Source organism: Thiomicrorhabdus indica (assembly GCF_004293625.1).
GTDB lineage: Bacteria > Pseudomonadota > Gammaproteobacteria > Thiomicrospirales > Thiomicrospiraceae > Thiomicrorhabdus > Thiomicrorhabdus indica.
In genome coordinates, this window is sequence record NZ_CP033040.1 from 1831933 (window position 1) to 1849789 (window position 17857).

Sequence of the window (17857 nt, forward strand, 5' to 3'; positions counted from 1 at the left end):
AACTTAGCAAGGGTTTGAAGATCTAAGCAGATCAAACAAATCGGTATATCTACTTTTTAAAGTTGTTATACCGATTTGTTTGGGATCCAACCAGCGCAAGCGCCGGTTGGGTAGATTAAAGATTGATAGCTTTATTATGTAAGCGTCTTAACTTGCTATTCATGGTATTTTTCACAGGGAAGTACCCCTGATCAGAAACATACCACGCAACCCAATCACCAAAAGGCTCAACAAGGTCATAAGCAAAAACGTAATCAACTTCATCAGCCACCGAATTATAGAAATCATCAACATGGCTTGCCAGATCAGAAACTACCGCAAGAAACTCAAGTTGCCCCTCTGCCGACAACTCAACTGCTCTCGCAAGACCTTCACTTTCAACAGCACCTTTAACCAGGTAACAAACTGTTACCGGATCAACAGACTTTACAGGCTTAACCAAATCCTGGGATTTGGTAATGACAGCCCACTCAGACCCATTTTCAACGGTGATATTCGATAAAGCAGATTTAGCTATATTCTCTAAAACTGAAGTTCGTTTTATCTCAGCCTCAGAAAAACCACAATCGGCCAAAACGCCGTTAATTTCTTCAAGAGTTGAATAAGCACCGTTGGAAGCTGCGCCATTTACATGATTAATATAAAGTAAGAACATGGTTGTATCTCCGAAAAACTGAGATAGCTACCACCCCTTCAGGACAATAAGTATCCCAAAGGGTTAAATTAGATCCGCCAACTAAGAGTTGGTCGCAGCCATTGGATCTGAAGCGCTGCTAAGGGCGCTAACCGAAGTTAGCAAAGGTTTCACTAAAAGAGTGATGAACGCCGAAATTCTATCAGAACTAGATGTTTAACAGTGATTTTTTGAAATTCATTGCTAGAATGTATTTTTTAAATAAATTCCACTTTTTTTAAATCTAACGTCAAATCTGGAGGGGCAATGAGTTTTTACAGAGATTTATTAACTGAACAATATGGAAGTGAAATTGGCTCAATCGTCGGCTGCGGCCTAGATCGATTGGAACGCAAAGTTTCATCAATTGAGATCCAGGAAGCCGTCCAATTTTATAAAGCAAACAAAATAACAATTAATAATGAAGCTATAAATCATCGACGAGAAGCAGTAACAGATTTTGTTCGAGAACAATTTTATTGATTTTGGCCAAAACAAAAAACCCGATCAAATGATCGGGACAAGAGGGTATTAGTTAGTTTCTATTGTTCATTTTATCTACTCTATCATTCCACCATACAGCGAAAAAATACAATCCGATAAAAAAGACACCAACACCAATAATTGCCCAAGATGCGATAGTCATTAGCTACCCTCCTTGTTATTCTTAGATATAAAACCAACCAGATAAACTACAACACCTATAGCAATTGCTATAAAAGCGTCTTGAGTTGTTGCAGTCGGCGTATCTAATACCAGTGAAGCAAGTCCACCACTAACAAGTATGACACCTAGCTTTCTAAGATCATCTTGCAGGGCTTCAGTATTAAATTTAATCACAGCGCTCTCCTTGAAATAAAAATCCAACGAGAACACAGAACCCAATGGGAAATGTATTCCCATTGGGTTAAGGACATCCTAGTTTTACAACGCGGATAAGCGTTTAAAGGTACTGAGCTAACTCAGCAAAGGCTTGATGATAAATCATCGAAACAACCTTTATGATAAACCATTTTTTTTGGCTGCACCAGAATCCGTAGAACTGACTATTTACTTGACTGAGACAGACTTTCTAGTCAAAAACTGGCTCAAAGCTAGAAAAATCAACACAGTGTATGTGACTAACTTTTCTATTCATTAGTCAAACTAGGCACTGCCAAGAAAATCTTGGTAATCGCCTGCGGCCTTGTGTTTTTCAAAAAAAGCCATTGCATCGTTAATTACCTGAATTGTTTCAGTGCCATACACTGACCACAAACCCAGTTTGCACCTGAGAGTAAACCCTTTTTCTTCGGCAATATAATCACTACACATTTCAAGCTCTCTCATATCCAGATCAAACTCTTCTAGTAACTCTTGCTCTTTACCCATTGCTGCACCATATTTTTTGACCAAGGGTAACTCTGCTTCATTGTTTAAAATCCCATTTCATCAATCCCATCTCTATAGAAAGGTGTTAAAAATTTCTTTAGTAGTTTGTCTTGTATTAGCTCCTGATTCTCAACTTTATTGATGTACCAACTTCCTGTTCGAGACTCGCGCTCTTCATACATATCAATGCATTCGTCGAATCCTTTAGAGTCATTAACAATCTTAAAATCAAAAAACTCAACCAAGGTTTTTGCAATTAGAGAATTTGACAAAATGACAGATGGTGAAAAGAATTCCTCAGCTTTAAATTGGATATAAACCGCTATTTCAACAGGATTTTCATTGCCCTCGACTATGACTGACAAATCTCCAATATCGTATTCATGAAAAATTTTACATTTCATTAGCTTTCTCTTTCTGTTGACTCGGTATGAAAGAGAATGTAACAAAGAATTGCGTTTATTGACTTGATTCCAAGTGCAAGATTTATGAACTTGGAATTACTGCACCAGTTAATTTGAGTTATAGATTGAACCACACTTATTGCACCGACACTGACGTTTCTTGAAGGGCTTTTTTTCTAATCTTTTTGCACTTAAAACTGCACCACATATCTGACATCTAAAACCACAACTGTCAATTCTCAAAATCCAGTAGTAAATAAAGAGTGGAGGAATCGCAATAACAATAGGTAATATCCAAATATTAGACAGCGAAAACTCAACACTACCCAATGCAAATAAAGTTGAATCAAGCATTTTTAGAACATCTTAAAAAGTAGAAGTACTAACTATCATTGTACCAGTAGCGACTACTGGGAGTCGGAAGAGAGGTACCGGCTATACAGTGTACTTACTCGCCACTTACATAAAGTGAATCGGCAGCCCAAGCCGGTCTAAAAACTCTGTCCCAACAATCATAGGGTAAAATTCCACCCCATTAACAAGATTACTTGGGTGTCTGGCAATGACACGACCTGCATAATCTGGATTGTCATAAAACTTGGAAAATGAAGTGAGTAAAGACACATCGATCACTTCCATAGTTGGTAATGTAATCCATGTGTGAAGATTAATTGAAAATTTCTCAGATCTTTTCCCACTAGCAAGATCGGCTTGCAGGTCTTCCTCGGTAAACCGGAAAAATTCTTGGTCAGGAGTTACAACATATCCAATAGTGTAAAAGCAATTTTGCCCAGCATCTTGCATAAAGCCTTCAAGCATAAGATGCAAATTAATGCATTGTGCCGCCAAATCGTCTACTGAATGTCGAGCAAATTCTTTACTAATCTTTTCTTTGACCTCATCAAGATGAAAATCATCATCTAACAAAAGCCCTTCTTCATATTCAATTTCGGGAGTGGTTAACCCAAGCCGCAGCGTTCTTTCTACAGCTTCCCTAAATTCTTTTTCATAGTCATACATATATTTAGAAGCCTTTATATCTAACTGCCGCAAGGCAGTGCCCTTAGCGACCGGAGGGAGCTGGGAGAGATGCACCGTCGATACGGTGTACCCTTACCGGATAAGGGCTTACCCATTAAGCCCGCCCTTCCTTTAGACCCTTTCCCTTTGCACCATTCTCTTAATCTTACCCCATTGCGCGGTCGCCCTCGACCGCCACCCTTATGCCCTTACAAAACCCTTACACAGAAAACTGACACAACAGCTCCTGTTTCTGGCCAAAAATCCAAACACTTTAAATAATAAACATCTGATAAGAAGTAAGCCGTATGGAATTTGACACCCCAAATAGTTGCACCAACCCAAAATTCTCAAGATTATTTTTCGGCCATATATAAACAAAAAACTCGGCATATGCCGAGTTAAATTTAAGATAGAACCCATTGATGATTTGATTCAGATTTGTAGCCTATTCTTTGTAGAACAGCAACTTTGAACTCTGAATCCGTCGTTGGTTTCCTAGCCTGATAAACCTTAACGGATCTTTTTAGTCTTGAGGATTTGACCCAAACTGTCTTCTCCTCTGTGATCGAGACAAGCCCCAAAAACTCCAGAAACTTAATCTGAGCTTGGGTAGGCTGGCTAAACAACTCAATGCATTCAACCGGATTTCTCTTTGTCTCACCGCTTTGATTTTGTTCATTTTGGTTTTGCTCTGAAGGCTCGCCTTTTAAAAGACTCGCCAGAAAAACCACTACCAATAAAAAAATCGGCAGAACAAATGAACCTGTCAGTTCTACAACTGCTACGACAGCAGCCGTGGTTAACATTACTTGAAACATAATACATCTCCAAATTTTAAAAAAGGGATGTATCACTCCCCACAGGGAATCTACATCCCCAGTGGGTTAATCAAAAAATGAAATTATTTAAAACAGCTAAACTGGTTAGCCGTGGTTTTCTGAGTTTGAAAAAGTTTTTTCAAATTCTTTCTCTTGGCGTTCTTTCTCGTCAGCGATTTTATGCAGATGCATACCAAACGCAAACAACCCCAAACCAACAAGCAAGGCAAAAGCCGTTGTGATTGCTAAACTCCATGTCATAAATCACTTCCTTTTTTTAAAATTAAAACGCATCCGACAACAATAAACATAACACTTAATAGTAGACGGACAGATATCTCTATTGGCAAAGAGGAATAGTTAATTCCCAACAAAGCACCAAGAGAGCCTGACGTAATTAAGCCTACTCCAATATCATATGCCAACTGCCTTATTGAACTTTTTGGAAAACCTACAATATTTCGATATAAGCTGGTTAAAAAGACATACAAATATGTCAAAATCGGCCAAACAACAATGCTGATTAGCCAGATCAGTAAAACCGTCTTCACGGTGTACCTCCATAATAAATATGGGATACACCGACCCTATGGGAATGGCATCCCATAGGGTTGATAAAAATGACTTCAACCGATAATCGGCTGACAGGAATTGAAGTCTTTGTCCTGTCTAAAGGCGCTAATCTTTTTACAAGTTTTAGCCTCTTTAAGGGTACTGAGCGAACTCAGCAAGGGCTTGATGTTAAACATCAAAATACCCCATCAGTTTAGCTCAAAATCCCAAACGATTAAAGTTGGACGATTTTCTACCTTCGCTAAGAAAACACTACTGATCTATTTTTAAACCAGTTAACTTTTAAAGCGTTGATCAAATCGCAAGTCGAATGCTTTGGCCGTTCCAACTACTTCAGAAAATAGAGAGTGGTTTGGATTCAATAAATAGTTTGTCTCAATGTTGTATGGACTGACTACGCTAGGAATCGCTAAAGCTAACGCTGAATTCGCATCTTTCAACCATTGATCCCCTATGTCTGCCAACTCAACAGGGGCTGGCGATTCCTCCCAGTTCTCAGGAAGTTGTTCGTAGCTCAATTTATCTATGCTGTCAGTCGGGATACCGATTTCAAATAAAGTGTAGGCAAGCATCAATGCTTCTTTATTGAGATTAACCAGCATCTCCAGTTGAGCCAATGAGGGAGAATTCGCCAAATAAACACAAGCTTGCCCTGGACTGTTCCAGCGTCCGCCATTCATCTTAGCACCTTGCCCATTAAAGGCGTTGTGAGAACGTTTTGTTTTGACGATTCGGTATGCCTTGACCAAACTCAAGAGAACACACCTTCTTCAAGCCGCTCTATGAGTTGCAACACCATCTCTGAACCCGATTGCGTTTTAATCATGTCAATCGGAGCACGTTCCCCCAACCCTTTTACTGGTGATTGCAGCCAATTCTTTGCTGCTACCTTATCGCCTTCAAATAACTCAATGGTGTTGGATAACACCTCAGTAAACCGATACAACTTATCACTTTCATCCTGATTGAGTCTGCCAGCTTTTGCACGTCTGCTATAGGTTGAACGATTCAATCCTAAACTCTCTATAAGCAATTGCTGAGAAACACCGGAATACTCTGCGACTCGCTTAACCGTCCCATGTTTAAAACCTCGTTCGACTTCATTTAACAAACTTACGCCACCACGAGGAATGCCTGCAACAGACCAAATAGAGCTGTCCCCAAAACCTTCCATGCAAACCTCCAAATAAAACATTTATATGTAACAAATGATACAATCTTCTTTTGATTGACTCAACTTATTCATTAGTCAAATAAGTCTGAACCAGTTAAGGGAAACTACAAGAACTGACTCAAACTAAAAGCACGAAGGGCTGAGAGAGAGAAACAACACAATTGACACAGTTTGAAAAAAAATTCTGCAAAATTTAAAAAAAAGGGATAGAGCGTCCGCTAGGATCGCTCTATCCCTTGGTCGGAAACAGTGAAAAAAGTGAAAAAAGACCCGTTGACAAGCACGCTACAAGCTCTCTAAACTAATCAACAAGCAATGCGAAAACGCAAGGAAAACCAATCATGACGACTCATAAATTACTCAACATTACCAAAGCCTTTGGACACCTTATTTGGGCTTTTGCCAAGTTTATTGGTATGGCACTTTGGATTATTGCTGAAGGGTTTATGAAAATGGCTTCTTATGCGCAAGAAATGGTACCGGAAGAACCTAAAAAGACTGAAGCTGAAAAGCTGTATAGCAGAGATATAGATGACATAATAAGTACTCCCGGTAATATCTATCGTGATGAATACGAGAAAGATGGATCGTATTAACTCTCAAATGAAAAATGGGACTTCAAAGACAAGTCCCATTTCTTACTCCTCATTGTTATTTCTTACCTAATTTTTTACCTTTATTAGCCGCACTTGCTCCCATGCCAGCACCTTTGCTACCTGCATCCTTAAAGTCTCCTGCAAAATCATTGAATTTTATACCTGCATCATAACCAGCTGCGGTCATCATCCTAGTAAACATGATGGGTAACAAAATATAAAGCCCCAATAAGAAAATCATAAAGATAAAGGACTCTCCGGAGACCTTCATATCGGCCAAAATACTCGCATTGGGATAGAACACTTTAACCAATCCTTCATTCATCACATCTGCTAAATGCCATAGCAATGGCAACATCAGGATGCCCAAAAGCATCATGCCATGTTTAATGACTGCCTCTAAGCTAAACAATGCAATTGGTAAACTAATTGACGAAAACAAAATCATGCCAAATAGCATACCGGCCTGTAACATTTCCAATCCTGGACGTAGCACTTCATGCATTGCGCCTAACACCATCGATTGGTATGCCGCTCCAAATCCTCCAAATAATTCTTGTGTCCAGTCATATGCTTTCTGTGCCCATCCTTTAATACCATCCGCAGCGACTGGCGTGTCATCATTCTGATTGATTAAATAGGACGGTGCATCTAGTTGCAACATACGTTTTACGAGATTATCTTTGGTTTCTTCATCGGTTAAACCCAGCTGATCTGAAGCCCAGCCTAAATAAGCCGCATAATCCTGTCCTTTAAACCAATCCATCTCATTCATAGCACTTGTTGAATGAAGCGACATGGATGAATACGCCGCTTGTTCATATAATTTCTGACGTAACCCATCAAAATCATTTGAAGGGACTGAACCTCCCATATAGTGATTATCATAGGATGCATTCCACCATTGCTTACAGCTCGGAGTAGAAAGCTTTCTAAGTGGTCGTCCATACCGATCGATGACCGGAGCACCATTTTCCATTATCGAAAACTCTGTTTGAATACCGGCCTGTTCCGCAAATTTCAATGGCATCGAGAGTACCGGACCGAAACAACTGCCATCATCCGTTTGAGCTTGCGTACAGGCTTGATAGAAACCTGGCGTATTCACAAAGACATCGTTGCCGATATAATTCAAATCCGCCGGATCAATGGGCGGTACCGGCCGGTTAGCATTCTGATAACGTTTGAGAGCCGGAATGTAACAACTGGAAAAAAACATATCAGACTCTGAACGAATCGCCGCATCTTTGATGTCGAGATTGTTATAAACATTAAGCATGGCCGTACCGTTCGGCAAATACCCCGTCCACTCTTTGAGTTGATTCATCACGCCCTTCATGCCATACAGCAATGCATACCAGCCAGGCGGTACCGCAACTGCGGCACTGGAGTCTACACCCATATTCTGTGCTGCCGATGTAAAAACATTCGCATTTTCCGGACTGCGACTTTGTTCCGAAATTTGTTGGATGTGCACCGCAGGATCAAACTTCGTATATTGGCTAGGCATCCAAAAAAGTAACACCACCAACATAGCGGATCCAAGATCAAAGAAGTTACGTCGTAACTCAACTTCTGAAGCGATGCCTGTTTCCATCGATGACTTTGTTTCATACCAGTTTTTCAGCATGATAATTGCCAAAGGTAACAGATGCAGATTCAATGAATAAATCATGTAGCTGATTTTTCCGTACCAACTCCAAGCAACGGCAGTTAAGATGACTTCAAAATAGTTATCTGAAAACATCAACGCCCCTCCGTGACGCTTTGAGTTTCTTCAATGGTAGATATAACCGGAGTCGTTTTGAAAGACTCATAAACGGTATTTACCAAATCACTTACCAGCTCTTTGCGCAAACGATACTCAAACATAGCTCGATCAATCTCTTTTTCAATTTTAGTGATATCACTTTCAATCGCTTTGCTTGCTACTTCAGATGAAGCGATGTTTTTATCACTTAATGCAGTGATTAAGGCACGTCTAGCCATTAAACCTTTATCAATTTCTTTATTCAAAGCAATCTCTGCGGCCAAAGCATCAACAATTAAAGGTTTTGCACCACTTTTATTAATACGGTTGGCCAAATCTTCAGTAATTAACATGCCTCTCGATGACAGTTTCTCCAGTTTCTTTGCCAAATCTGGGCTATCAATCGTATTCAAGGCTTCAGCTAAGTCCTCTCGCACGTTTTTTTGATTGAGTGATGCCAGAACAATTAGACCTTTACCTGCGGATGCGGCCGGTTCAGATTTTGGCTCATCAGTTGTGTAAATTTCTTTATAGCCAATCGTTCTTTTCACCCAATCTTCAAGAGCATCTGGTGATGAGAATGCTCCCACCAGCTCTGTTGACACCTGCTCCGGACTTGTTGGAGCCGTATCAGTCGTTGGAGATCGTTGTAACATTGAGTTATAGCCAGTCACCGAACCAATTTTTGTCATGTCAATCGGGTTTTGGTTCTTACCGCCAATTCGCACTAAACCTTCTCCTGGTTGAGGTAAATACACGCCTTTATCACCGCCCTGATGCTTAACATCTTTCATAACCTCAGTTGCAGATGTAGGCGTTTTACCACTTGTTTTCTCTTTTAAGTTGCCGCCCTGCGAAAACAATTCCCAGTCTTTGTACGGATTTTTACCATCTGCGATTTCAGCTTCAATTTGCTCACAAGACTTCAACTCTAATCCCAACTTTTCTTCAGCACGAAAAATATTAGTCTTCAGTAATTGATAAATGTCGGGATGATTTCGTTGAATGTAAAGTAGTGGCAGACTCGTAACCATTCCGGTGATGGTCGATTCTGCGTAATTCATGATGCTATCTGCATTAAGATTACTTAAAAACGAATCAATAGAAGCGAATGGATCAAAATTCCCACAACTGTAACCTGCACCAAACTTCAAGGTGCCGCTCATATTCATATTGGTGTAATTTGTCGCAGGATAATACAGTGGTTTAGCTCCGCCAATGTTGTAGTAAAACTTTGAATTTTTCTCAACATCCATCACTTCGCTTTCATAAAGTTCTGTTTTTTGAGAGTTCGTCAACGCCATTGCTTGGCCGCTGGCCAAAGATGACATAACAATCAACATGACTGATTTCTTCATAACAAACATTATTGGTTATCCTCTATTGACTGCATTAATACATTGAGATCTGTCATACCATAATGGATTTGCTCACCATTAATGACAGCTGCTGGAAGGCGTTTTAATTTAAAGTGTTTTGCACGAACCTTTGCTAAATGTGCTTTTTGCAAGCTTGTGACAAAATCCTGATTCGCAAAATAGGGTTGCATCAACTTCTGTGCATCGATCTCATTGTTAACATTTTTTAATTTCTGATTAAGTTGATATTCGATGACATCCAATCCATCAACCACATAGATAACCTGTTTAATTTTTGGATACTGATTTTGCTCCAGCTCTACAACTTTGGTCTTCGCACTCACAAACAATTCAATGGTATGCACGTTCTCCAAAACTGCCCCAGCAACTTGAGTACTAAAAGCTGCTCCAAACATTCCTAAGCACATACTCAACCCAAATACCCCAAGTACATTACGCTGCATGGTCTTTCGTCTCCTTTCTTGAAATGCGCATTTGATCTGCAATTCTGTAAGCCGCTTCAAGTTCTGAAATTCCATACTGATCCATAAGTTTTTTACGTTCCGCTTTTTCAGACCCCTCTGTCTGGGCTAATGCCATGACTAAAGCCGGTGGAACGTTACGAAACAGTGATAAAAGGTTGTCTGATAAAACGACTCCTTCGGTGTATTTACCAGGTTCTTTACGTGCGGCTAGCAACATTGAGATCTGGTCTTTATTCAGTTGCTTGAATCGTGATATCTGTTCAACCTCATCTTGTGTGGTTGACATCGTGACCCACCATTCCATGTTGGATAGCATTTTTCGGGAAGTGTCTTTAAAATCCGATAAATTCTGAGTGGCCAACCAGAACCACAGACCCAACTTACGAGCCATTTTGGTCATGTTGGTAACAATCGGGGCGATCAGCGGATTCGTCGTCGTGATATGCCCTTCATCGGCTAGTGCAATGATTGGACGATTGTCGTACTGAGTTGCTTCAGCGATTGAAATGACTTTATTGAGCATCGACACCATACTGACACCGAGCATGTCGTTGTATTCCTCATTGATCATCATTCCAATATCGAAAATTGTGACATCCGATTCTGGCCAAGACTCTCCTTTTTGATTGAAGAATTTGCCGCGAACACCCGTACAAAACATTTTTAAATTGTCGGAAAACTCACGCATCCTTGCCCGACGAGATTCAGAATAAGACTCTGTGTCCAGCGACATGGACTCTAATGCGTTGGCAACATCTTCAGTTAAGGTATAACCTCGATCGAGCGTTTTTCGTCCGGCAATCACAATCGCCGTCATAACATCAAAACGTTCATGACGGCGAATCATGTCTAGCTCTTTAGTCTCTCCTCCTGTAATCATCGTAATCGCTGCCAAAACCATTTCACCCAATTCATCTCGTTGGGAATCATCCTGACTCTCATCGATATCGTCTTCAGACGATTCTTCAGATTCAAATAGATCATGCGACATTTCAAGCTTAATCAATTCCTCCTCTGAAAGCTGACCAGCATGAGTAAAGGCCGAATCCTTGACTTCGTTCAAAAAACAGGCGTTATTAAATGGATTAAGTGATATCGGGCTACTGGGTGTTACAACAATTTGGTTCACTTTGACACCGAACTTCTGTAGATACTGCCCTAACAGATAAAATGATTTACCCTTTTCAATAATGAAAAACTGAGCGTTATAAAATGCAACGTATTGTGCAATAAGATAGTTCAGCAATGCCGATTTACCCGAACCAGTCGGTCCGAGAATCAGCGCAAATGCATTTTTAACTCGGTCTTTGATTGGGTCAAACGCGAACGGCTCTCCGCCCCGATTAAAGAACAAAAAGCCTGGGTTTCCAGTTCCCTTCGACCGGCCGTAAAACGGCACCAACTTAGCTAACTGAGAAACAAAATACTTTCTGGCTCTCTGCGTTGCTGGTTTTTTGTCATGATTGTAGGAGTAATTAAACGGTAGTGCACGAATGAACGTATCTTGAGCAATAATGTCATATTCGACCGGTACGGTCTTTAGACCTGCTGAATCAAGTAGTGTGGTCACTAAACGAGATTTATACTTCATATCTTTTGTATCATCAGCTGTTACATAAACCCCCATCAAAGACTTCACAATTGAGTCGCCTTCAGCAATTTTGCGTCTTGCATCTGAAATACGCTCTCGCATATAAGCGGTTTTCTCATCTTTACCTAGTACTGCTTTTTGAAATTTAGCGATCTCTAACTCAATTTCATCATTCGTTACAAACACAATCACTTGAGACCAGATTGAGCCAATGGGCATTGCATCCCAGAGTGCTGATCTTTTATCCCCGTTGAGCAGCTCAGCAGATATGTGTCCAATTTGCGGTAACTGAGACACTTCTTGCACGCTAATAAAACGTTTGGTTTTCCCTGTAAAATACCAATTCCCTTTTTCATCTGAAAACGGACGAGTACCATGAAGAGAAGCTTCAGCTAAATCAGACGTACTCTCACCAATCACTGAGAGGGAAAGTCGATCTGGCTTTTCCATATAGCCGTGATCATTCAAATAATCATTAAAATCTTTACCAAACAACTCGGATCCGGTCGGTACAAGAAAATGACTGAACCAATGGTAAAGCTGATCATCACTCAGTCGTTTAACACGAATGCCAGCGGCTTTAAATCGACTCAACATTGAATCCACTACTGACTGCAAAACCGGAGCATGGTCGTTTTTCACTTTTGGATCTTTTCGCCATAGGTACAGACGTACTTTCCGATATCGCACATACCAGCTCGATCCAGATACCATTTGGTCAATAAAAACCCCATTGGGATCCGATACATCCTGCATGTGTTCTTTTAACACTCGTACCCATTCTTTTCGGAACTCTTGATTACCGGCCTTCGGATCACCATAAACATCAAACTTGCTAGAAAAATCATTTACATTCGCATCATCTTGCATAGTAATCTGCACAACCCAAGGACTTAGATTGTCTTTTGGAATTGAGTCGGATAGTACAGACATAATTTTATGATGCAGGTTTTCCATAAACTCCGCTGTGCGACCATCTGATTCAACAGGGATTAACTCAAAAGCCGCTCCGACGGATAAACCATCTCTCAGTAAGACTTCTTTATCTAAAATTGTTTTTGGCTGGATGAGATCAATAAAAGATTCCCTGTTCTCCAGTGCTGCTTTTTGCTCATCTGATGATGTTATGAAGCTGTTCCACTGCTTATTTGTAAAAGGAATCTTGCCAATTCCTGACCAACGAACAACATCTGAGTCCGCAATCGGTGTCTTCTCACTCATCAGGTTTTTAGGGGCACCTAATCCAAATAATCGATCAATAAACTTCATCTATCGCTCTCCTGGTAATGCGTACTGCGGAGAATCGTATAATTTGAACGCCGTCGAGTAACCTGGGACGGGTACACCGCTGGCAGCCATATGAGGAAATACATACATTACTAGCGTCGGATTTGGAAGCTTAGGAAACAACATGTTCGTCTCAGTCATCACATCACGCGTATAAGCGTTGTAATTAAAATCTGCCATCTTTCTATTTGGAGTTTGCTTTGCATCCCAAGAAGACATAGGAACCCCTTGCTTCATTAATTCTGCTGTTGACTTTGAGTCTTGTGACATCTTTTTAAGCGGTGAAGATGTGCTACACCCACTAACGCTAATCCATGTAGCCAGAGTTATGATTATCAACCGTTTCATAAACCACTTTTCTCCCTACTGGATCGTAATCCAGTTTAATTTCATCGGTAATGTGGACATCCACAACCTGCCCACCTTTGACATAAATCACATCAAAAAACTGTCCCATTCTCTGTGAAAACCAAGAACGAACATCCTCAACACCTTGAGCAACACCTCTGTAGGTTGCATATTTCATTTCATCACCGACCACGCTCTTCACAACCGTTCCGTCAGACATTGTATTAGTTTGAGTTTCTGCTTCAGATATCGCTGAGGCCATGCCGGAACCGATTCCTAACAGTCCCATCTGTGTCATGGCTTGCGGAGCATTAGTAATCAAATCCCCCGATAAACACGGGTTAGCGTATCGGTCACTGATATAACCTAAATAATTATTTTTATTTCCTTTTGATTTATGAGTAACAATGCGTCCGTCATTAAAAATAAAGGTAATGGTGTCGATATTTCCGCTCACGCAGCGCAAATTGAGATCACCGATTGCATCGCCTTGTAATATTGTTTTCTCAAGACCTTCTAGCTCATGATCGTTTGGCATCAGAATGCTCCGGCCGGTACTGATTTTAAAACGCCACGGGTCTGTTACTTTGCCGCCAATCGGAATCCGGCCGACCAATGCGGTTACGGATAATGCGTTTGTTATGATTGATCCATCAGGGATTGTAAATCTAGGTTCTTTGGCGGCTTCTAAGCCTGCCTCTCCCATCGCTTTAGAAGTCACCTCATCCAAAAAACCAGGTACTTCTGGTGAAGCAACTTCAGATAAAAAAGAGGATGCTTTTTTTGAGGTTTCTGCTTGTCTTTTTGCAACAGGAAACGTTGAATCAATCGGTTCAATCCAAACAATTTCGTCTCCAGAAATTTCACCTTGCACGGATTGCGCAGAACCTTGTAATGAGGTACCTAAAGGTGAAACAGGGGGTTGTTTATCCCATTGCTTAGAAAGTTTCGATAATTCCGCTGCTGGAGTCATCAACTGATCGACTTCTGCTCCTAACGGCGAAGGTGTTGCGGTTACACTGGATTGGCTCGGTTGCAAATTTGGAAGAGGAAATAAATCTTCATCTGGTTTTTCCAACGCTTCTATCTCTTCCGTCCCTTCAATAACCACTTGATTCTGAAGTGGTTGAGTTGGATTTTTTAGCTTAGCAACTTGCTCATTCAACGTTGTAATCGTTGATTGCAAATCTTGCATATCGATAACGATTTTCTTAAACTCCTGCGGCAGCTTATCGTTATCTACCGGCTCAACTTTTGAAGTAACAGGGTTTTGCACTTTTATTTTCCCTTTACCGACTGTTTCTACTTGCTGCTCATCAGAAGAACTAAAAACAACAAAGACACCAATCAATACAAAGCCAATTACGAGAAAAATAATTAATGGGTTACGACCTTTCATTACTGAATACCTCCTTGGTATTCATAAAAAAATTCTCGTAAAGGTCTTTTATGAATTAACACCATTACAGTTTCAGCTTTGTCTTTCTGACTTACTGGTAATAAACGATGATGCATGAGGGTTGCCGCTAATAACTCTTTGGAATTTCTCTGAATCATTCTTGTATCAAGCTCAATCGGTTCCGAAGAGGTATTCCGCACTCGTATCGCACTGGCATAAAGCTTATCTGTACGAAATGACACCAGCGGCTTCGACTCAATCGACACACACGCTAAATTACCCTCATAACAGCCAAACAGATCTTTAACAGGATGTTCTTCTACGCCGACTCTTTGAATGTTTGGGTGAGTTTTGACCAGCCTTGTCGGACTGTAGACCTGTTGAAATACATATTTGGTTAAAAACGGATAGCTATTGACTTTTGAAGTGTTTGATTGTGTTTGTGCTTGAGAAATTGACTCCGCATTCTTTTTTGGCAGGTGAATGTTGACGACTTTATCTAATACCTGGTCTTCGTCGGCCTTCTGGAAATAGACGACAAAGTTTTGACCAGATAGCTTATCTTTGAATAACACTCTTAGGGATTCTGAAATACCCACATCTTCAGAGTTTTCACTATTAACAAGTTGGACAAACACCCGATTATCAACGCTACTCAATGTTTTAAAGGATCGCTTTTGAGATAACGTCACACCCGTTACGATGACGCTTCCTTTGGGAAAAACCAGCTGTCTTTCCGATGCATCACTGACGGAGACCGTGATAGGTTCTCCCTCAAAAACAACATGTTCATCCGCAGCAATTAGCTGTGAAACACACATCAATACCAGACCTAAAAGTATTTTCATATCAACCTACATATTCTTTTTAGCTTCTTTCTGCTCATACCATTTTTGTCTTTCGGCATCTAAATCAATCTGTTGAATTTCAGCGGTAAATTCTTGATCGATTTTCAACCCCCAAGGGTTGTACTGTGGATCATCATCTTCAGCTACTACCAAAACGGGTATACGCAACGCCATATTTTTAATCTCGTAAGGCTTGTTGGTTTTCTTACTAAACTGGTCTTCTTTTATCCGAACATCTAGCCAGACTTTCCATCGACCGCCTCCCAGATCTTGAACACATTTATCATCATAAGCTCCACAGTCACCATTGACTGAGTAACTACCTAGCGGCACTACAGATCTTGCTCTTCGATCTAGTTCTCGTCTCTCTAGTCGTTCCTGATAATCTTCAAGTTTGAAAGATAGGTAGCGTTTGGTCATCAGCGCTCGGTAAGACTTGATGTTATTCAGATAATCTTCCTTCGCATCGTCTCGCCATAGATTCAGTTGCTGAAAAAGAGATCCTGCAAAGTTATAAACTTCCCAGGAATAAATCTCTCCGGTGCTTACTTCTGCACCGTACTTTAATGACGGAGGCAAAGAGATTCTTTGCTTTTCAGGTTCAGATAGCGAAATCAACACAATAATGAACATCAAAGACAAGAAAAGCACCAAAACACCAATCACCACCCGGAGGCTGTTGATATGGGATCTATCGTTGTTTTGTTGATCAACATAACCACTCATTAGTACCAAAGCCCCTTGTGACGTATAAAAAGAGATTTTCGGATTCCCAAATTAGAAACCTGCAAATCTAACCATTGCAGAAAGTATCCGTTCGGCTTGCCACGTTTATGATTTCTTAACCACGATGCGGTCATCCAGACCGCGATGAAAGACACAACAACTGTAAAAAAGCCGATAATCAAGAAGGCAAAATGACCGACCAGAAGTGCGATAATCACGCCAATAGCAAAATCAATTAGCACGAAATATTTCAGCAACATAATCAATTCTGAAATGGAAGCACCGCCGATCATTGACGGCTCTTCATCGGTAAACGACACCAGCATTAATTGCCACCAGCCAGTGTGCTTCCGAAGTTATAGACGTAGTAAGCTAAGACTCCAGCAATTGCAACCGTCAAAAGCCCAACGATCAACGTCTGCAACCAATTGCCAATTGTGTAGTTCTTATAATTATCATCATCTTGTAACTTATTCAGACCACTGACTAACCCCCATCCCCAATATGCTGCTGCACCAAGACCAACACCAATTGCTGCAAATATCATCAGCCAGCCGATCACTTTTTTGACTAGATCATCAGCGTTGTCATCGGTACCAACAATGTCACCAATCGGAACATCCGGAGCGGCAGGTAAAGCCGCTAAAACTTCCGGTGTATAAAATCCCAGTAGAGCAACACCTGTCCCAATGATCGAACTGACTACATTTTTTGTTTTTTGATTCATTTGAATCCACCTCATTCAATAAAAAATAGACTAAAAAGATTTAATTAGAATAGCCAGCGGCTATTAAAAATGCCGCCACAAACGCAAACAGACCAAATAGCTTGATAAAAAATACAAACCATTCATCTATCTCGATGTCCCCATCATTCATACGCTTATAAGACTCATTCAGACTACTGGCGATTCTCCATAAAATAATGCCTACAAATAGCGCACCAAAAGCTGCATAGAAAACCGCCTGAGAACCGGAAACACTTTCAAAAACGCTAAAATCCATAGCATTCACCTCTAACGACGATAATCACCGGAAACCGGCTCAAACTCACGAGGCTGTCGCTCTGGTTGATTTAAGTGGTCTTGTATGGAATACACAATTTTTCGCAGATCCTGCTCTAGCCAGTCGTATCGAAACTTAATACGTTGCTCTTCTCGCTGGTGCGCTTGTGCTTTGTGGATAATCGTGTTGGCCTGCTGTAAGTAAGATGCTAAAGACCGTAATATTTCACGCTCTCTAGAATCCAAGCCACTTAACTCATAATTTTGATGCAGCCCGTTTTTGGAGGACTGAGACAAACGTTCTTCCATGACACCAGAGTTGGCCAACACACCATTTGATGCCACAAACAGCCCTGCAAACAAAACCCATCGTTTCACCATGATTTCCCTCAAATACGTTTTTACTAAAAATTTTTAAGCGCAAGTATTC

General features: G+C 40.7%; 24 protein-coding genes. 3 read left to right on the plus strand and 21 right to left on the minus strand.

All coding sequences use genetic code 11. From position 1 onward, the window contains the following. Window positions 1-115 precede the first annotated feature (115 nt). The gene (locus D9T12_RS08010; RefSeq protein WP_130537681.1) at window positions 116-655 is read right to left on the minus strand and encodes a hypothetical protein; all 540 of its coding nucleotides are present in this window, start codon (window positions 653-655) and stop codon (window positions 116-118) included. Window positions 656-940: 285 nt separating this feature from the next. Here D9T12_RS08010 and D9T12_RS08015 point away from each other — a divergent pair, with 285 nt between their 5' ends. Next, window positions 941-1156 carry a hypothetical protein gene (locus D9T12_RS08015; RefSeq protein WP_130537682.1) on the plus strand — a complete coding sequence of 72 codons (216 nt, stop codon included), beginning with the start codon at window positions 941-943 and terminating at the stop codon, window positions 1154-1156. Window positions 1157-1318: 162 nt separating this feature from the next. Here the strand turns inward: D9T12_RS08015 and D9T12_RS08020 are convergent, their stop codons facing one another. From D9T12_RS08020 to D9T12_RS12420, 6 genes are all read right to left on the minus strand, one after another. Further along, entirely contained in the window at window positions 1319-1513 is a 195-nt protein-coding gene (locus D9T12_RS08020) for a hypothetical protein (protein ID WP_130537683.1), read from the minus strand. 306 nt (window positions 1514-1819) lie between these two features. Then, window positions 1820-2044: a hypothetical protein gene (locus tag D9T12_RS08025; RefSeq protein ID WP_130537684.1), complete on the minus strand. Its 225-nt coding sequence runs from the start codon at window positions 2042-2044 to the stop codon at window positions 1820-1822. A 44-nt stretch (window positions 2045-2088) separates the two neighbouring features. Continuing rightward, window positions 2089-2448 carry a hypothetical protein gene (locus tag D9T12_RS08030; RefSeq protein ID WP_130537685.1) on the minus strand — a complete coding sequence of 120 codons (360 nt, stop codon included), beginning with the start codon at window positions 2446-2448 and terminating at the stop codon, window positions 2089-2091. 459 nt (window positions 2449-2907) lie between these two features. After that, window positions 2908-3468: a hypothetical protein gene (locus D9T12_RS08035; protein ID WP_165395066.1), complete on the minus strand. Its 561-nt coding sequence runs from the start codon at window positions 3466-3468 to the stop codon at window positions 2908-2910. 407 nt (window positions 3469-3875) lie between these two features. Further along, window positions 3876-4289 carry a hypothetical protein gene (locus D9T12_RS08040; RefSeq protein WP_130537687.1) on the minus strand — a complete coding sequence of 138 codons (414 nt, stop codon included), beginning with the start codon at window positions 4287-4289 and terminating at the stop codon, window positions 3876-3878. 105 nt (window positions 4290-4394) lie between these two features. Further along, the gene (locus tag D9T12_RS12420) at window positions 4395-4550 is read right to left on the minus strand and encodes a hypothetical protein (protein WP_165395067.1); all 156 of its coding nucleotides are present in this window, start codon (window positions 4548-4550) and stop codon (window positions 4395-4397) included. 359 nt (window positions 4551-4909) lie between these two features. On the opposite strand from D9T12_RS12420, the gene D9T12_RS12425 reads away from it, so the two are divergent. Further along, window positions 4910-5059 (plus strand): hypothetical protein, encoded by a 150-nt coding sequence (locus D9T12_RS12425; RefSeq protein ID WP_165395068.1) that lies wholly within the window; start codon window positions 4910-4912, stop codon window positions 5057-5059. Window positions 5060-5137: 78 nt separating this feature from the next. On the opposite strand, the gene D9T12_RS08045 is transcribed toward D9T12_RS12425, so the two are convergent. Both D9T12_RS08045 and parS read right to left on the minus strand, forming a co-directional pair. After that, window positions 5138-5617, minus strand: a complete 480-nt coding sequence (locus D9T12_RS08045) for an RES family NAD+ phosphorylase (RefSeq protein WP_130537688.1) — start codon at window positions 5615-5617, stop codon at window positions 5138-5140. Beyond that, window positions 5614-6036, minus strand: coding sequence for a type II RES/Xre toxin-antitoxin system antitoxin (parS, locus tag D9T12_RS08050; protein WP_165395069.1), 423 nt, complete (start codon window positions 6034-6036; stop codon window positions 5614-5616). Before parS ends, D9T12_RS08045 begins: the two co-directional genes overlap by 4 nt. A gap of 341 nt (window positions 6037-6377) precedes the next feature. Here parS and D9T12_RS08055 point away from each other — a divergent pair, with 341 nt between their 5' ends. Continuing rightward, window positions 6378-6632: a hypothetical protein gene (locus tag D9T12_RS08055; protein WP_130537690.1), complete on the plus strand. Its 255-nt coding sequence runs from the start codon at window positions 6378-6380 to the stop codon at window positions 6630-6632. A gap of 55 nt (window positions 6633-6687) precedes the next feature. On the opposite strand, the gene D9T12_RS08060 is transcribed toward D9T12_RS08055, so the two are convergent. The 12 genes from D9T12_RS08060 to D9T12_RS08115 are packed head-to-tail and all read right to left on the minus strand — an operon-like array spanning window position 6688 to window position 17808. Then, entirely contained in the window at window positions 6688-8379 is a 1692-nt protein-coding gene (locus D9T12_RS08060) for a conjugal transfer protein TraG N-terminal domain-containing protein (RefSeq protein WP_130537691.1), read from the minus strand. Next, window positions 8379-9749 (minus strand): hypothetical protein, encoded by a 1371-nt coding sequence (locus tag D9T12_RS08065; protein WP_130537692.1) that lies wholly within the window; start codon window positions 9747-9749, stop codon window positions 8379-8381. The genes D9T12_RS08060 and D9T12_RS08065 overlap by 1 nt, the downstream gene beginning before the upstream one ends. Next, window positions 9749-10204, minus strand: coding sequence for a DUF1525 domain-containing protein (locus D9T12_RS08070; RefSeq protein ID WP_165395070.1), 456 nt, complete (start codon window positions 10202-10204; stop codon window positions 9749-9751). Before D9T12_RS08070 ends, D9T12_RS08065 begins: the two co-directional genes overlap by 1 nt. Then, on the minus strand, window positions 10194-13085 hold the full coding sequence (locus tag D9T12_RS08075; RefSeq protein WP_130537694.1) for a conjugative transfer ATPase: 2892 nt from the start codon (window positions 13083-13085) through the stop codon (window positions 10194-10196). The genes D9T12_RS08070 and D9T12_RS08075 overlap by 11 nt, the downstream gene beginning before the upstream one ends. Further along, complete coding sequence (locus D9T12_RS08080) at window positions 13086-13451, minus strand: TIGR03751 family conjugal transfer lipoprotein (protein ID WP_130537695.1); 366 nt, start codon at window positions 13449-13451, stop codon at window positions 13086-13088. It abuts the gene before it with no gap. Further along, window positions 13411-14850 carry a TIGR03752 family integrating conjugative element protein gene (locus D9T12_RS08085; RefSeq protein ID WP_130537696.1) on the minus strand — a complete coding sequence of 480 codons (1440 nt, stop codon included), beginning with the start codon at window positions 14848-14850 and terminating at the stop codon, window positions 13411-13413. The genes D9T12_RS08080 and D9T12_RS08085 overlap by 41 nt, the downstream gene beginning before the upstream one ends. Beyond that, window positions 14850-15698: a DUF3438 family protein gene (locus D9T12_RS08090; protein WP_130537697.1), complete on the minus strand. Its 849-nt coding sequence runs from the start codon at window positions 15696-15698 to the stop codon at window positions 14850-14852. The genes D9T12_RS08085 and D9T12_RS08090 overlap by 1 nt, the downstream gene beginning before the upstream one ends. 6 nt (window positions 15699-15704) lie before the next feature. After that, complete coding sequence (locus D9T12_RS08095) at window positions 15705-16424, minus strand: DUF2895 family protein (RefSeq protein ID WP_130537698.1); 720 nt, start codon at window positions 16422-16424, stop codon at window positions 15705-15707. Continuing rightward, window positions 16424-16750: a DUF3487 family protein gene (locus D9T12_RS08100; protein WP_130537699.1), complete on the minus strand. Its 327-nt coding sequence runs from the start codon at window positions 16748-16750 to the stop codon at window positions 16424-16426. The genes D9T12_RS08095 and D9T12_RS08100 overlap by 1 nt, the downstream gene beginning before the upstream one ends. Then, window positions 16750-17151: a hypothetical protein gene (locus D9T12_RS08105; protein WP_130537700.1), complete on the minus strand. Its 402-nt coding sequence runs from the start codon at window positions 17149-17151 to the stop codon at window positions 16750-16752. Before D9T12_RS08105 ends, D9T12_RS08100 begins: the two co-directional genes overlap by 1 nt. 40 nt (window positions 17152-17191) lie before the next feature. After that, on the minus strand, window positions 17192-17428 hold the full coding sequence (locus D9T12_RS08110; protein WP_130537701.1) for a hypothetical protein: 237 nt from the start codon (window positions 17426-17428) through the stop codon (window positions 17192-17194). A gap of 11 nt (window positions 17429-17439) precedes the next feature. Further along, window positions 17440-17808, minus strand: coding sequence for an integrative conjugative element protein, RAQPRD family (locus tag D9T12_RS08115; protein WP_206199085.1), 369 nt, complete (start codon window positions 17806-17808; stop codon window positions 17440-17442). Window positions 17809-17857 lie beyond the last annotated feature (49 nt).

Coding starts and splice junctions, on each gene's coding strand:
- D9T12_RS12420 (WP_165395067.1), bottom strand. CDS start 4,550: ATGACATGGAGTTTAGCAATCACAACGGCTTTTGCCTTGCTTGTTGGT.
- D9T12_RS08015 (WP_130537682.1), top strand. CDS start 941: ATGAGTTTTTACAGAGATTTATTAACTGAACAATATGGAAGTGAAATT.
- D9T12_RS08060 (WP_130537691.1), bottom strand. CDS start 8,379: ATGTTTTCAGATAACTATTTTGAAGTCATCTTAACTGCCGTTGCTTGG.
- D9T12_RS08010 (WP_130537681.1), bottom strand. CDS start 655: ATGTTCTTACTTTATATTAATCATGTAAATGGCGCAGCTTCCAACGGT.
- D9T12_RS08095 (WP_130537698.1), bottom strand. CDS start 16,424: ATGAGTGGTTATGTTGATCAACAAAACAACGATAGATCCCATATCAAC.
- D9T12_RS08040 (WP_130537687.1), bottom strand. CDS start 4,289: ATGTTTCAAGTAATGTTAACCACGGCTGCTGTCGTAGCAGTTGTAGAA.
- D9T12_RS08115 (WP_206199085.1), bottom strand. CDS start 17,808: ATGGTGAAACGATGGGTTTTGTTTGCAGGGCTGTTTGTGGCATCAAAT.
- D9T12_RS08025 (WP_130537684.1), bottom strand. CDS start 2,044: ATGGGTAAAGAGCAAGAGTTACTAGAAGAGTTTGATCTGGATATGAGA.
- D9T12_RS08035 (WP_165395066.1), bottom strand. CDS start 3,468: ATGTATGACTATGAAAAAGAATTTAGGGAAGCTGTAGAAAGAACGCTG.
- D9T12_RS08075 (WP_130537694.1), bottom strand. CDS start 13,085: ATGAAGTTTATTGATCGATTATTTGGATTAGGTGCCCCTAAAAACCTG.
- D9T12_RS08055 (WP_130537690.1), top strand. CDS start 6,378: ATGACGACTCATAAATTACTCAACATTACCAAAGCCTTTGGACACCTT.
- D9T12_RS08090 (WP_130537697.1), bottom strand. CDS start 15,698: ATGAAAATACTTTTAGGTCTGGTATTGATGTGTGTTTCACAGCTAATT.
- D9T12_RS08070 (WP_165395070.1), bottom strand. CDS start 10,204: ATGCAGCGTAATGTACTTGGGGTATTTGGGTTGAGTATGTGCTTAGGA.
- D9T12_RS08110 (WP_130537701.1), bottom strand. CDS start 17,428: ATGGATTTTAGCGTTTTTGAAAGTGTTTCCGGTTCTCAGGCGGTTTTC.
- D9T12_RS08100 (WP_130537699.1), bottom strand. CDS start 16,750: ATGCTGGTGTCGTTTACCGATGAAGAGCCGTCAATGATCGGCGGTGCT.
- parS (WP_165395069.1), bottom strand. CDS start 6,036: ATGGAAGGTTTTGGGGACAGCTCTATTTGGTCTGTTGCAGGCATTCCT.
- D9T12_RS08065 (WP_130537692.1), bottom strand. CDS start 9,749: ATGTTTGTTATGAAGAAATCAGTCATGTTGATTGTTATGTCATCTTTG.
- D9T12_RS08030 (WP_130537685.1), bottom strand. CDS start 2,448: ATGAAATGTAAAATTTTTCATGAATACGATATTGGAGATTTGTCAGTC.
- D9T12_RS08080 (WP_130537695.1), bottom strand. CDS start 13,451: ATGAAACGGTTGATAATCATAACTCTGGCTACATGGATTAGCGTTAGT.
- D9T12_RS12425 (WP_165395068.1), top strand. CDS start 4,910: ATGACTTCAACCGATAATCGGCTGACAGGAATTGAAGTCTTTGTCCTG.
- D9T12_RS08105 (WP_130537700.1), bottom strand. CDS start 17,151: ATGAATCAAAAAACAAAAAATGTAGTCAGTTCGATCATTGGGACAGGT.
- D9T12_RS08085 (WP_130537696.1), bottom strand. CDS start 14,850: ATGAAAGGTCGTAACCCATTAATTATTTTTCTCGTAATTGGCTTTGTA.